Origin of the sequence: Pseudorhodoplanes sp., assembly GCF_050250235.1 — a bacterium.
Taxonomy (GTDB): Bacteria; Pseudomonadota; Alphaproteobacteria; order Rhizobiales; family Xanthobacteraceae; genus Pseudorhodoplanes.
On the sequence record NZ_JBFWPA010000021.1, the window covers coordinates 1 to 14,056 of the forward strand.

13 protein-coding genes and 1 pseudogene are annotated in these 14,056 nt (G+C 60.4%); 11 read left to right on the plus strand and 3 right to left on the minus strand.

Annotation, left to right across the window (positions count from 1 at the left end; genetic code table 11):
* Positions 1-480 precede the first annotated feature (480 nt).
* From AB7F49_RS11875 to ppk2, 3 genes and pseudogenes are all read left to right on the plus strand, one after another.
* Positions 481-1,217: pseudogene (locus AB7F49_RS11875) on the plus strand (DUF2950 family protein).
* Positions 1,218-1,232: 15 nt separating this feature from the next.
* A complete protein-coding gene (locus AB7F49_RS11880) occupies positions 1,233-1,730 on the plus strand; it encodes a potassium channel family protein (RefSeq protein WP_428522522.1) in 498 nt (165 codons plus the stop codon).
* A gap of 198 nt (positions 1,731-1,928) precedes the next feature.
* Entirely contained in the window at positions 1,929-2,702 is a 774-nt protein-coding gene (gene ppk2 / locus AB7F49_RS11885) for a polyphosphate kinase 2 (protein ID WP_428522637.1), read from the plus strand.
* 24 nt (positions 2,703-2,726) lie between these two features.
* Here ppk2 and AB7F49_RS11890 read toward each other — a convergent pair whose 3' ends face one another.
* The 3 genes from AB7F49_RS11890 to AB7F49_RS11900 form a co-directional block, all read right to left on the minus strand.
* Positions 2,727-3,086: a response regulator transcription factor gene (locus AB7F49_RS11890; RefSeq protein WP_428522523.1), complete on the minus strand. Its 360-nt coding sequence runs from the start codon at positions 3,084-3,086 to the stop codon at positions 2,727-2,729.
* Positions 3,087-3,306: 220 nt separating this feature from the next.
* Entirely contained in the window at positions 3,307-4,536 is a 1,230-nt protein-coding gene (locus tag AB7F49_RS11895; RefSeq protein WP_428522525.1) for an HlyD family secretion protein, read from the minus strand.
* A 3-nt stretch (positions 4,537-4,539) separates the two neighbouring features.
* The gene (locus AB7F49_RS11900) at positions 4,540-4,956 is read right to left on the minus strand and encodes a hypothetical protein (RefSeq protein WP_428522639.1); all 417 of its coding nucleotides are present in this window, start codon (positions 4,954-4,956) and stop codon (positions 4,540-4,542) included.
* Here AB7F49_RS11900 and AB7F49_RS11905 point away from each other — a divergent pair.
* The 8 genes from AB7F49_RS11905 (at position 4,955) to AB7F49_RS11940 (ending at position 13,903) form a co-directional block, all read left to right on the plus strand.
* Positions 4,955-5,242, plus strand: a complete 288-nt coding sequence (locus AB7F49_RS11905) for a hypothetical protein (protein ID WP_428522649.1) — start codon at positions 4,955-4,957, stop codon at positions 5,240-5,242. The two genes, AB7F49_RS11900 and AB7F49_RS11905, sit on opposite strands and share 2 nt — an antisense overlap.
* 153 nt (positions 5,243-5,395) lie before the next feature.
* Positions 5,396-5,917 (plus strand): N-acetyltransferase family protein, encoded by a 522-nt coding sequence (locus tag AB7F49_RS11910; protein WP_428522526.1) that lies wholly within the window; start codon positions 5,396-5,398, stop codon positions 5,915-5,917.
* Positions 5,918-6,094: 177 nt separating this feature from the next.
* Positions 6,095-6,337 carry a hypothetical protein gene (locus AB7F49_RS11915; protein WP_428522528.1) on the plus strand — a complete coding sequence of 81 codons (243 nt, stop codon included), beginning with the start codon at positions 6,095-6,097 and terminating at the stop codon, positions 6,335-6,337.
* A 134-nt stretch (positions 6,338-6,471) separates the two neighbouring features.
* Positions 6,472-8,748 carry a formate C-acetyltransferase gene (gene pflB, locus AB7F49_RS11920; protein WP_428522530.1) on the plus strand — a complete coding sequence of 759 codons (2,277 nt, stop codon included), beginning with the start codon at positions 6,472-6,474 and terminating at the stop codon, positions 8,746-8,748.
* Between the two features lie 32 nt (positions 8,749-8,780).
* Complete coding sequence (gene pflA, locus AB7F49_RS11925; protein WP_428522532.1) at positions 8,781-9,611, plus strand: pyruvate formate-lyase-activating protein; 831 nt, start codon at positions 8,781-8,783, stop codon at positions 9,609-9,611.
* Between the two features lie 44 nt (positions 9,612-9,655).
* Positions 9,656-11,248: an aspartate:alanine exchanger family transporter gene (locus tag AB7F49_RS11930; RefSeq protein WP_428522533.1), complete on the plus strand. Its 1,593-nt coding sequence runs from the start codon at positions 9,656-9,658 to the stop codon at positions 11,246-11,248.
* A gap of 16 nt (positions 11,249-11,264) precedes the next feature.
* The gene (locus tag AB7F49_RS11935; RefSeq protein ID WP_428522535.1) at positions 11,265-12,149 is read left to right on the plus strand and encodes a formate transporter FocA; all 885 of its coding nucleotides are present in this window, start codon (positions 11,265-11,267) and stop codon (positions 12,147-12,149) included.
* A gap of 23 nt (positions 12,150-12,172) precedes the next feature.
* Positions 12,173-13,903, plus strand: coding sequence for a SulP family inorganic anion transporter (locus AB7F49_RS11940; RefSeq protein ID WP_428522537.1), 1,731 nt, complete (start codon positions 12,173-12,175; stop codon positions 13,901-13,903).
* Positions 13,904-14,056: the final 153 nt, after the last annotated feature.

The window sequence follows — 14,056 nt, forward strand, 5'->3', positions numbered from 1 at the left end:
GGCGGAGCCGAATGTTTCGACCGCGATATCCACGGATCGAAACAGGCTGGTCATACCGTCGCGGATCGAGGAATCGTCGTCGATGACGCAGACGATAGGCTGCTGTGTCTGCACTGGCTCCGTCTGTTGATGACCTTGCGATGCCATTACCAGTCTCGGAGACGAGATGTTCCTGAACAAACCCGATTTATCGGATATAAAGTGAGTATATGGATGTGTATGGCTGGTTCGTGCGGACATTTGAGGATCAGGGCCTGCGCTCGTCAAGAAGTGACTTCTTCGGCACTGCAACACAGCCGACGAAGAATCGTAATGTTGGTTTGACTGCTGTTATTTGCGCTTATCAAATAGCCGATCTGAGACCATCATGGATTTGACCTTCCGCAAGACGTAGCCGAGATGAACCGTCTGACCCAATCAATGTCGCGGGTTCCCGAAATTCGTCGGGATGCCGCTTTTTACTGGCGATTGATGCGCACCATGATCGCAGGGCTTGCTCTGGTCTCACTGACCGCGTCGGCTTACGCGCAACGCCCGCTTCCGACTGAGGAAGCCGCAGCGGACGCGCTGGTGGCTGCGCTCAGGTCCGAGCCGGGCGGAGGCATCCTTGATGTCGTTGGCCGGGCGGCTTTCGATATCCTGTCATCTGGCGACGATGTTGCCGACACGGCCGCTAGAAAGCGGTTTGTGGACAACTATGCGCAGAAGCACCGCGTGGTGATGCATGGGAACCGGGAGGCGACCCTTGTTGTCGGATCCTCGGATGTAGCATTCCCAATCCCGCTGATCCGGACCAGTGCCGGCTGGCAATTCGACATGGCGACGGGCCGCCAGGATCTGCTTCGGGCACGGATTGCAAGGAACGAGGCGAAAGCGATCGAAGCAAGTCTTGCTTTGTTGCGGCTCAGGAAAGCTACGCCGCGATGACGGGAAAGGACGGTGACAGGCGATATGCCCAGCGCATCATCAGCCGTCCGGGACTGAAAGACGGGCTATATTGGCCGGCCATCAATGGTCAGCCGGCGAGCCCCCTGAGCAAGATGGTCGATCGCGCTGTGGCGGACGGCTATAAGCCAAGGCCGAGTTCCGCCTATTTCGGCTATCGGTTCAAGGTCATTGCGAAACAGGGTCCCAAGGTCGCGGGCTCAATCCGGACCAGACGTGGCGCCGGGTTCAGGCCGCCGGCGGAAAATGACCCGAACATTCGTTTCCGTTGAACTGCGGGACGATCGATGAATTTGGTGCGTCAGCTTCTGTTCGGAGGCGGTGTCAGCGCAATCAATATTGCGATTCATGCGTTCGCCATGACGGCCGTCATCCAGGTCGCCCGCAAGATAAGCCGAAGGTGTCCCGCGGACACCTCCGCAAATCTCGTCATGCTCATGATGGTGACGGTCCTCGTCATCACGCTGGCGCATTGCTGCGAAGTTGCCGTCTGGTCGGTCGGCTATTGGCTTGCTGGCGTAGTTCCGAATAGCGGAAGCGCGTCGAATCTCTATTTCGCCTTCGTCAACTACACGACGCTCGGATATGGCGATATCGTTCCGGTCGAGCGCTGGCAATTGCTCGGACCGATGGCGGCGATGAATGGCGTCCTGTTGTTCGGCTGGTCGACCGCGGTTATTTTTGAGGTGCTTCGTCGATCGGTCGCGCGGACCGGCAACGACGCTGCAGGTTTGCCGACCTATGATGCCGTACCACCGCGCGAAAATCCGATGTCCGGCGAATGACTCCGGAACGAGGAGAGACACGCGCAACACTAAACCAAAGTACAGTTTATCCAAACTTCACAGCATGTTGGCGTCGGCCCAAGGCTCAAGCTCGCACCGGTGCCGGTCCGGAGATCAGACAGAATGGCGAAGCGCGGAAAGTCGAAAAAGCGGTCGAAGGAAGCGGCGGCATCCCAGGATGCAGCGGCTGCGGAGAGAATGCCGCGCAAGGAGTACGAGAAGGAGCTTACAAAGCTGCAGGTCGAACTCTGTCACCTGCAGGAATGGGTCAAGGCCAAGGGTCTGCGCGCCATCGTGGTGTTCGAGGGTCGCGACACCGCGGGGAAGGGCGGAACGATAAAGGCGTTGACGGAGCGCGTCAGTCCGCGCGTATTCCGGGTGATTGCACTGCCTGCGCCGTCCGATCGCGAAAAAAGCCAGATGTTCATCCAGCGGTATTTCGAGCGATTTCCGGCGGCCGGCGAAATCGTGATCTTCGACCGCAGCTGGTACAACCGCGCCGGCGTCGAACACGTCATGGGTTTTGTGGGCGACCGCGAATACAAGCACTTCCTGGAACTGTGTCCCGAAATCGAAAAGCACATCGTCGATGCTGGCATCGTCCTCATCAAGATCTGGCTCGAGGTCGGAATGGAGGAGCAGGAGCGGCGGTTCAAGGCGCGGATCGAAGATCCGCTCCGCCAATGGAAACTGAGCAATATGGACCTCAAGTCCTACAGCCGCTGGTACGACTATTCGCGCGCCCGGGACGCCATGTTGAAGCAAACCGACAGCGACCATGCCCCCTGGGCGATCGTCCGATCCGACGACAAGCGGCGCGGGCGGCTGAATTGCATCGCGCACATCCTGAAGGCGATTCCATACAAAAAGATGGCGCGCCCAAAGGTCAAGTTGCCGGCGCGCGAAACCAAGCACGCCTACGACGACGGCGCGGCCCTTGAAGGTCGACGCTTCGCTGAGCAGCGTTATTAGTCTCCCAGATCGTCGTAGCCTTGACTATTGTTTCGCGAGAGCGGACTCCACGCAATCAACGAGCTTTTGCTCCGAGCAGGGCTTGGTCAGGACACTATGTACGTGGCACTCGCGAATCCGCGCGGTTGCGACGGCATCGGTGAGAGCGGTCAGGAAGATGATCGGGAAACGGCAGCCGTCGCGGACGAGTTGTCGGTGGAGTTCGAACCCGTCAACCTCCGGCATCGTGATGTCCACGATTGCGCAGCAAACCGACGATTTGGAGCCGTCCCAGTCAAGGAAGGCGCGCCCGGATTCGAAGGTCTGAACCTCGTATCCGAGCGACCGCAGGAGGCTGGCGGTGCCTTCCCGAACGCCATGGTCGTCATCGATGATCGAGATCATGAGACCTTTCAACTAAATACGCGGCCGCCGGTTCCGCAGCGGTGCCAGCGAGATTTCATGCTTCGGCTCTCAGGATTGCCGGACCGCTGTGCGTGAGATATCAGCTAAGGCAGAAGGGTCGAGTCCATTGTTCCTTAGAATATCACCGGGCGCCTAATTCTCCGCGGAGGATGGTCGGCGCGAGCAGCCGATCATCCGTCAAGCGCCTGCGGGACGAACGCTAATGCCCGCTGAATACAAGCTCGCGGATCGGCAGAAGCAGTGCCTGAATGCGTAAAAGCATCGCATGCACCAGACCTACAGCGTCGATTGCATGCAATCCGAAGCGCCGGAACGAGCCGATATCCTTGGATGCAAGCAATTCGTGATTGCTGGTGTAGGCGTTTGCGATGCAGTTCGAGCCCGGGGTTACGCCCTCCAGGCCTCCGGGATAAAGCGGCTCGAGGACCACGAATATCGTACCTGGCTGAACATTCTGTCGGACGTCGATCAGTTGCTCGCCGCCTCTGAACTGGCCCGCAGCGATGGCATCCTGCACACCGGTCACGACCATCGGGATGATGACCCATGGCTTCGAGATGCATGTCGCCTCTGCGACCATGCCTGCCTTCATGACCTGTGCCTCGATCTGGGAGAAGCCGGCGGCGAGCGCATTGCGCCTATCCGCGGGAATGAGCACTCCGGCCGGGCGCGCGAATGGGTTCACGATGTCGCCGACGCGGAGCGCAAATTGTTCGACGCGGCCGGTCACGCCGGCGCGGATCGTGGTCTTGTCGAGGGCGACCTGGGCTTCGGCGAGAGCCGCCTCTGCACTCGCCTTTTGTGCGGGCAACACGACCTCGACCTTGGTCTCAACGGCCTGCATCTGGGACTGCGCTGCATCGACGCCACCCTGCCGCGTCTTCACAAGGTTCTGCAGCCGCTCGATCTCCCGGCGCGCTACGATATCGGCGTTGCGACGGTTCAGTTCCGCCTTGGTTTCGAGTTCATCGATCGCCTGCTGCAATGCTCCCTTCGCCTGATCGACCTGCCCGGCCGCTGCGGCGATTTCGGCGCGGCCCTGGATCATCTGTGCGTCGATTTCAGTGACGCGCCGCCGCGCCGTCTCCAGTTCGGCAGCCTGTTTAGAATCGTCCAGCCTGAAAATCGGGTCGCCCTGTTTTACCTGGTCGCTCATGCCGACATACACTTGGGCGACGCGGCCATTGGTTTCGGACACGATGGGTACCGCGCGGAAGGAGGCGATGACGGCTTTCGTCGACGGATGGAAATAGAAGATCGTCGTGATCAGTGCGACGGTCAGTAGCAGGCATCCGATGATGCCCCACCGCAGCTCGAACCATACCGAGTAGAGCGTAATCTCCTTACCGATGCGCTTTCCCTGAACGTAGCGCCGGTAAAGATAGTCGGGCAGGATCGTCAGCAGGGAGCAGAGAAGAAGCTCAAGCATATTTCAGTGCTCCAACTGCTTCTGGCTGATCGCAGCGCGCTCGATCTCGTCTGCGGCGAGGTTTCCTTCCCCGGGTGGAATGCCTGCCAGCTTTTCGGCCGATCCGGCAATTCGACGAAGTGGCGTGCCGAAATCAGGAATGTCTATAAGCGCCAAAAGGAGACCGGCGACCCAGAATACGTGCTGGTGCGTAAACAACGCCAGCAGTCCAAGCACCGCCACAATTTCGAATTGCAGCTTCTGGGATCGGTGCGCCATGCGCTCGGGCAAGGTGTGCAGGCGCAAAAAGATATTGCCGACGGCCAGGACGGCGATGAGAAGAAATATGCCCATGATCCACATCAGGACGTCGGATTGATCCGGCGAGGTTATGAACCACGGCAGGTGATGCGGCGCTGCGGGATGGGCGGTATGCGTCATGTACGGTACTTTCGCTCTTTTTGCATGCTCAGGCTTTGGTCGTTCCACCGGGGCCGGACCAGAGGCGCCTCACGGTGTTGAACATGCGACGATAGTGAAGGGCAATCAGAAAGCATACAATTGCTATGGCCAGGACAAGGCCGATGATTGCCCGCGACAGGAAAAAGTTCGGGGACCCGGGCTCGGTAAAGACGGCCGGCACGGCATGCAGCCACTCGAAGAATCGATCGAGAACACCGAACATTTCAATCAAACCTCCGCGCCGGTCATCAAACCAGTATTATAGCGCGGTTGCGTCGCGCGTGAAACGACCGAACTCGCACTCAAACGAATGGACTGGGCGAACTATCCTTACGCATCGGAGGGTTAAACCAATGCAGCAGCCCATGGTCCGCTTTTATCTTGTTCTCGCGGCGTGGCCAGCAGATGATAAAAAGCCATGAGTGCGCGCCCCGAAGACTATGCTGCGACGGAAGCGCTGCGGGATGGGAGCCGCGTCGAATTGCGTGCCCTACGTCCTTCCGACCGGCGGGATCTTGAGAATGCCGTCGACCGGACCAGTCCGCTTTCCCTCTATCGCCGGTTTTTCGGCGTCAAGACGGTCTTTACCGAGGCGGAAACGCACTATCTCGTCGATGTTGATTTCAAGCGGCATGTCGCGCTGGTCGCTGTCGTCGAGGAGGGCGGACGTCCGACGATTGTCGGCGGAGGGCGTTATGTGGTGGTCTCGGACGGCAAGGCTGAGGTCGCGTTCACGATCATCGATTCCTACCAAGGCAGGGGGATTGGCAGCCATCTCATGCGCCATCTCGCGCTGATCGCGAAGTCGCAGGGCCTTCGGCAGCTGGTGGCGGAAGTCCTGCGCGAGAACGTACCCATGCTGAAGACATTCGAGAAGAGCGGTCTTCCTATAGAGACGCGCTCCGAGCCCGAAGTGGTGCACGTCACGCTCGACCTCTGAAGAGATGCGCAGGTGTATCCGCACATGTTGCGACGCAGCTGGGCACGCGTGCAACGGCGAGATACTCACCCGATCGTATCGCGCGTCTACACCTAGGTTCAGTTCACGCCGACCATTGAGACATTCTATTCCAATTCAAATCCTGCCGGAGAGCGGGTCCATTGGAGGAGACGAAACATGGTCGCACCCAGAATCCTTGGCATCGCGGCGGCGCTGCTGACGGCCGGTGCATTGCTGGCAATAGCGGTACCGGCCTCGGCTCAGCAAAAGCAGAAGAAGATCAGCTACGAGGAAGCCTTCAGGCGCTGCAAGGCTTTCATGGACAAGGAGAAAGGGAGCCTCGGGGCGGGTACGACCTCGGACGCCAACAAGTCCACCCGCGGTGCGGCTTGTATGCGGAAATTCGGCTATCGACTCTGACGGCACGCGCAGACACGCACGTCGCGCGGTTGCATCGCAGCATCCTCCAGCATTCGTCCCAGTGCGGTCTGCTGAAGATGCGAGCTACCCATCTGCAGGAAAGACACCACACCTGATTTGACCGGGAGTTTCACATGCCCAGTTCAGCCGCCCTCAGCATGACGCGCAGCGAAGAGAACGCGTGGCGAAATTTCGTTCCGGGCGACTGGTGCACGGCAATCGACGTCCGCGATTTCATCGTGCGCAATGCGAACCCCTATGCCGGTGACGAAAAGTTTCTCGCTGGGCCGACATCGCGGACCAAGGCGGTTTGGGCGAAGCTGCAGCCGTATTTCCAGGAGGAGCGCAAGAAAGGCGTGCTTGCCGCGGATGCGAAAACGCCTTCGACCATGCTGGCGCACAAGCCGGGTTACATCGACCAGCAAAACGAGGTTGTCGTCGGCCTGCAGACAGACGAGCCTTTCAAGCGGGCCATCTTCCCGTGGGGCGGCCTGCGCATGGTCGAGGCCGGATTGAAGGCTGCGGGCATCGAATCCGACCCGCTGGTACACGAGGCATTCACGAAGTACCGAAAGACCCACAACGACGGCGTGTTCGACGCGTATACCGATGAAATTCGCGCTTGTCGGAAATCGGGCATCATAACCGGGCTTCCGGACGCCTATGGCCGTGGTCGCATCATCGGCGACTACCGCCGCGTCGCCCTTTACGGTGTCGCGCGCTTGATCGAGGCAAAACAGGAGGAACGTAAGCAGGTCGACGACATGTGGCCGACTGACGAGATCATCCGAGTCCGTGAAGAATTGTCCGAACAGCTTCGCGCGCTGAACGATCTCGCAGAGATGGGCAAGCGCTATGGGTTTGACATTACGAAGCCTGCGGCCAACGCGCAGGAAGCGTTCCAGTGGACGTATTTCGCCTATCTCGGTGCGATCAAGGAGGCCAACGGCGCCGCAATGTCGCTTGGACGAGTCTCGACGTTTCTCGACATCTATATCGACCGCGACCAGAAGGAAGGCGTGCTGTCCGAAGAGGGTGGGCAGGAGCTGTGGGACCAGCTCGTCCAGAAGCTTCGCATCGTGCGCTTCCTTCGTACGCCCGATTACGACGCCTTGTTCAGTGGCGATCCGTATTGGGCGACGGAATGCGTCGGCGGCATGGACATCAGCGGCAAGCCACTTGTCACCAAGAGCAGCTACCGGATGCTGCATACCCTGACAAATCTCGGACCGGCCCCGGAACCCAATATAACGGTTCTCTGGTCGAAACACATGCCCGAAAATTTCAAACGGTACTGCGTGAAAATCAGCAAGGAGACGTCGTCACTTCAATACGAGAACGACGACCTGATGCGGCCTTATTGGGGCGACGATTACGCGATCGCCTGCTGCGTCTCCGCGATGAAGCTCGGCAAGCAGATGCAGTTCTTCGGTGCGCGCGTTAACCTCGCCAAGGCGCTGTTGTATGCCATCAACGGAGGCCGCGACGAGGTGTCGGGAGATCAGGTAGCGCCTCCGACGCCGCCGGTGACCGCCGATGTGCTGGACTTCGAAGAGGTCATGGCGAAGTTCGACACGACGATGGAATGGCTCGCGCGCACCTATGTGCATGCAATGAACTGTATCCACTATATGCACGATAAGTATTTCTACGAACGCCTGGAAATGGCGCTTCACGACCGCGACATCCTGCGCACCATGGCATTCGGCATCGCTGGCCTGTCGGTGGTCGCCGATAGCCTGTCCGCTATCAAATACGCAAAGGTCCGCGTTGTGCGCGACGATACCGGTCTTGCCGTCGACTACGTCATCGAGGGGCCGGGGGCGAACGCCGTTCCCCAGTTTGGCAATAACGACGACCGGGTGGACACGATCGCCGCCGATCTCGTCACGAGCTTCATGCAGAAGATCCGCAAGCATCCGACTTATCGCAACGCGACGCATACCCAGAGCGTGCTGACCATCACCTCCAACGTTGTCTATGGCAAGATGACTGGCAATACTCCTGACGGCCGGCGCAAGGGCGAACCGTTCGGGCCGGGAGCCAATCCGATGCACGGCCGCGATAATCACGGCTGGCTCGCCTCCTGCCTGTCGGTGGCGAAGCTGCCCTATAAGGATGCGCAGGACGGCATCAGCTACACCGTGTCGGTGGCGCCGCAGAAGGCGCATCTCTCCGAGCAGCAACTCATCGAGGCGGCCACCAAGGCGTTCGATATGTATTTCGATCACGGCGGTTTCCACATGAACCTGAACGTGATCGACAAGGAAACGCTCGAGGACGCGATGAAGAACCCGGACAAGTACCCGCAACTCACCATTCGGGTGTCGGGCTATGCGGTGAACTTCGTGCGCCTCACCAAAGAGCAGCAGCAGGACGTGATCAGCCGCACCTTCCATGGACAGGTGTGAGACGCGCGCGCCGAAAGCCTTGGGAGGGCCCCATGTCACAGCTCGGCACGCTTGAGGCGGGCAGTCGTCACGACCTGCGGGTCGGGAAGTCACCTGACGCGCCCGATGAGAGTGAGGTAATCGACGAGAAGAGTGGCACTTTTGGCTATGTGCATTCCTATGAAACCTCGTCCCGCTACGACGGGCCGGGGTTGCGCGCGGTGCTGTTCGTCTCTGGCTGCCTTCTCCGCTGCACTTATTGCCACAATCCCGATACCTGGCATTTGAAAGACGGCACCTACATCCCCGCGAAACAGGTGCTGGATCGGCTTGCGGGATTCGCGCCCGCTCTGCGATCGCTCGACGGCGGCCTCACGATTTCGGGCGGGGAGCCGATGGTGCAGATGGCGTTCACCGGCGAGATATTGGCCGGCGCCAAGAAACTCGGACTTCACACCGCGATCGAGACATCCGGCTATCTCGGCGACCGTGTCACCGACGAATTCCTGTCAAATCTCGACCTCGTTCTGCTGGACATCAAGAGTTCGGACCCCGGGACCTACAAGAAGGTGACCGGCCGCGATCTCGCGCCGACGCTGCGTTTCGCGGAGCGGCTCTCGAAGATCGGAAAGCCCGCCTGGGTGCGGTTCACCCTGGTGCCGGGCTATACCGACGATCCGGCAAATGTGGAAGGCATCGCGGCATTTGTCGCGCCCATGAGAAATGTCGAGTGGGTGGAAGTGCAGCCGTTCCATCAGATGGGTGCCTTCAAGTGGCACGCGATGGGTCTTCCCTATGTCCACGAGACCACACCGACTCCGACGCCGGATCTCATTGGCCGCGTCATCGGCCAGTTCCGCTCCGCCGGTTGCAATGTCCGCTGATCGTTGAACGGCGCCTCGCCACTCGTGTTTCCGGAGACCCTGCCATGATCGACCTTGCCCGCGACATCATCGGCAGCCAGCCGATCCTCGCGATCTTTCTCGCAATCGGCGTCGGCTATCTGGTGGGGCAGATCAATCTGGGCGGATTTTCGCTTGGTGTCGGTGCCGTTCTGTTTGTCGGTCTTGCAATTGGCGCCTTCGCGCCGAATGCGAATATCGTCGGCCCGATCGGGCTGACCGGACTGGTGATGTTTCTCTATGGCATCGGCATTCTGTATGGGCGGCAGTTCTTCGAAGGAATGGCCGGCGCCGAGGGACGCAAATATAATTTCCTCGCTCTTCTTGCCGTGGTTGCAGGCCTTGCGGTTGCGCTTGGACTTGGGCACGCGTTTGGGATCAAGATCGGCCACACGCTTGGGATGTTCGCAGGTTCGATGACAAGCACGGCAACACTGCAGGCCGCGCTTGAGGTGATGAAGAACAGCGATCCGTCGATCGGCTATTCGATTGCCTATCCGTTCGGCGTCATCGGCCCCATTCTGGGCATGTATTTCATGACCCGTCAGGTCAAGCCGAGCTTTCCGCCAAAGGCGCAGCGGTTTCACATGGGCGAGATCGCGCTGGGCGCAGCCGCGGAGGGCCGCTTGCTCAGCGATGTCAACAAGGATCTGCCGGCCGGCGTGCAGATCACGATGGTGCGGGTGGGAAATGAGAACGTCATGCCATCGGAGGACCTCGTCCTGACCCGGGACAACGGCCTGCTGGTGGTATCTCACAGCGAGGAGGCTCTCGCGCAGGCCGCGGCGAAATTCGGGCGTCTCGAGCCCGGCATCCTGGTGAAGGACCGCTCTGCGCTGGACTACATCCGGGTCTTCGTCGGCAAGGCGAGCATGGTCGGAGTGCCGCTGTCGAAGCTTTCGTTGCCAGGGGGAACACGGCTTCTGCATGTCCGCCGTTACGATGCGGACATCGTTCCGAACCCCGACCTCATGCTGGAGTTCGGGGACCGCGTCGGCGTGCTGGTACCGCCGGCACGCAAGGAAGAAATCCGAAAGGTCTTCGGCGACAGCGTCAAGGCGACGTCCGAATTCAGCTATGTCTCGCTCGGCATCGGCATGGTGCTGGGGATTCTGCTGGGGCTGGTTCCGATCCCGATCCCCGGCGTCGGTGTCGTTACGCTCGGCATCGGCGGCGGACCGCTGATCGTCGCCCTGATCCTTGGCAAGCTGCGCCGCACCGGACCGATGCTCTGGACCATGCCGCTGCCGGCAAACATCGTCCTGCGCAATTATGGGCTCGCGATTTTCCTCGCCGCGGTCGGCATCAATGCCGGCCAGCCCTTCGTACGCACGGTGACCGAGTCCGGGTTGACGCTCCTGTTCATCGGTGCCGCCGTGCTGCTCACGACCGTTCTGATCGTCCTGATCGTCGGCTACTATGTGATGAAGATTCCCTACGACGACCTTATGGGCGTCACAGCCGGCGCGACCGGAAATCCGGCCATCCTCGTTTACGGAACGCGAATGGCGCCGACCGAGCGTCCCGACATCGGCTATGCGATGATCTTCCCGTCCGCGACTATCCTGAAAGTGGTCGCAGTGCAGATCGTCGGTCTGCTATTCCTCGGTGGCGGCTAATCGCACCGGCGCAATCATGACTGACAGCCCGCAGCCGCAGCCGGTTAGCATAGATACAATCCTGCCGTCGGCTATGGCTCAGCGCGCCGAGGCGGGCGGTGTCGCGCGTGCAGCGATGGACCCGCTGGCGGTGTTCGTTCTCAGCATCCTTGGCGGCGCGTTCATTGGTTTCGGCGCGGTCTTCGCGACAACGGTTGGCGCCGGCGGGATCGGACCGGACGCTGTTCTGCCTTATGGCGTGATGCGGCTATTGACCGGCCTTGTGTTCGCCACCGGTCTCATCATGGTTGTGGTCGCCGGTGCAGAGCTCTTTACCGGCAACAACATGTTGGTCATGGCCTGGGCCGGCGGCAAGGTTCCGACCTGCGCCATGCTCGGCAACTGGTGTATCGCTTTTGCCGGCAATTTCCTCGGCGCGATTGCCACCGCTGCGCTGGTATTCATTTCGGCACAGTATTCATTCGGGGGTGGAGCCGTGGGGCATAACGCGCTCGCGATCGCCAACAGCAAAAGCGCGCTGAGTTTCGGGCCGGCCTTCATGCTCGGCATCCTTTGCAACGCGCTGGTCTGCCTCGCGGTCTGGATGTGTTATGGCGCTCGCACCACGATCGACCGGGTCGTAACCATCATTCCGCCGATCTCGGCCTTCGTAGCGGCCGGTTTCGAGCACAGCATCGCCAATATCTACTTCATCCCGATGGGGCTGTTCATCAAGACGTGGGCTCCAGACAACTTCTGGAGCGCGATCGGCAAATTGCCGGCGGACTTCGCGGCGATCACCTGGGACAATTTCATCTTCGCCAATCTGATACCGGTAACGCTCGGCAACATCGTCGGCGGCTCACTTATGGTGGCTGCGGTCTACTGGTTCGTGTATCTTCGCACCAAACCGACAGCGTGACGGCCGTTTGATGCGAGCATCGTATGAGCGACACGTCGGATGAAGTTGCTCACGCGAATCGGTCCGGGGCAAGCCGGATCGGCGGAGCTTGGACGTGGCTTCGGCAGTACCGTGCGACGTGGCTGCCTCACGATGTTGTCGCAGGAATCACGCTTGCGGCCTACGCGATCCCGGTCTCGTTGGCTTATGCCGCGCTCGCCGGCCTACCGCCTCAGGTCGGCGTTTACGGTTACCTGCTCGGCGGCATAGGATATGCACTGCTCGGTTCCTCGCGCCAACTCGCGGTCGGACCGACCTCCGCGATATCGCTGATGATAGCTGCGAGCGTCGGTGCGATGGCCGACGGTGACATGCAGCGCTACGCGCAGATTGCTAGTCTCGCGGCCTTCACGGTTGCTGTGCTTGCCTTCCTGTCGTGGCTGCTGCGTCTCAGCGTCATCGCGCTTCTGATCAGCGATTCCATTCTGGTCGGCTTCAAGCTCGGCGCAGGCCTTACGATAGCGATGACCCAGCTTCCCGGCCTGTTCGGGGTTGCGGGAGGCGGGCATAATTTCCTCGAGCGGCTGATGGTGCTGGCCGGGCAACTCGGCCAGGCCCAACTGATCGTCATGGCCATCGGCGTTACCGCCTTCGTGCTTCTGCTGCTCGGAGAGAAGTGGCTGTCGGGACGCCCGGTGGCGCTTGCAGTCGTGGCGCTTGCGATCGCGTCTGCGACCCTGCTTGGCCTGCCCTCTATGGGGGTACCGGTAACGGGCGAAATCCCCGCAGGGCTTCCAGGTCTGGCGTGGCCGGAGCTTCGGCTGCGCGATGTGGAAGGCATCGTGCCGCTCGCTGCGGGATGTCTGTTGCTCGCCTATGTCGAAGGCGTCTCGGCCGGGCGGACCTTTGCTGCAAGGCACGGCTACCAGCTCGATATGCGGCAGGAATTCCTCGGTATCGGAGCCGCAAATTTCGCGGCTGCCTTGGGGCAGGGCTATCCGGTCGCGGGCGGATTGTCGCAGTCGGCCGTCAACGACAAAGCCGGAGCGAAGACGCCGCTGGCTTTAGTCTTCGCATCGGTCACGCTGGCGCTCTGTCTACTTTTCCTCACAGAGCTGCTCGAAAACCTGCCCAAGGCCGTGCTGTCCGCTGTGGTGCTGACGGCGATCATGGGGCTGTTCGATTTCCGCGCCCTTGCGTACATGTGGCGCGTCAGCCGGCTCGATTTCTATGCCGCGACCATCGCGCTCGTGTCAGTGCTGCTCCTGGGAATTCTGAACGGTATCCTGCTTGCGGCCTTCGCCTGCATCGCCCTGTTGCTGATGCGCGTATCGCGTCCGCATGTCGCCTTTCTCGGCCGCATTCCGGGTACGCAGATCTATTCCGATCTGGAACGTCATCCGGATAATGAGCCATCAAAAAGCACAATAGTCGTCCGGCCGGAAGGCTCGCTGATCTATGTCAACGCCGCTGCCGTGCTGGATGCTATCCGGACTCGACTGGACAGCCATCGGATGTCCAGTATCCGTCTGCTGATCTGCGACCTGTCGGCCTCGCCGTTTATCGATCTGGCAGGTTCGCATATGGTACACGAACTGCACGCTGAGCTTGCCGCGCGCGGTATCGCGCTCCGCATCGTCGGCGCGCGTAGCTACGTGCGAGATTTTCTGAGGGCGGACGGTGTCGGCGAAAAGGTCGGAGGTATCGATCGCGCCATGACGGTCCACGACCTGATCGGGGAGGCTGAGCACGAAAGTGTCGCAAAAGGTGAGTAGCGTCGCCGTGCCTGACCCGGCCCTGCGAAGGCCGTGTGCCTAAACCTAAGTACAGTACCACCGAACGGACGGTCATGGTCGGCTCTGCGTTGAGTTCCGGCACCCGTTTCCGGCGGTCGTTCGGATCCGGCGCGGCCACGCATCACTTTGTAG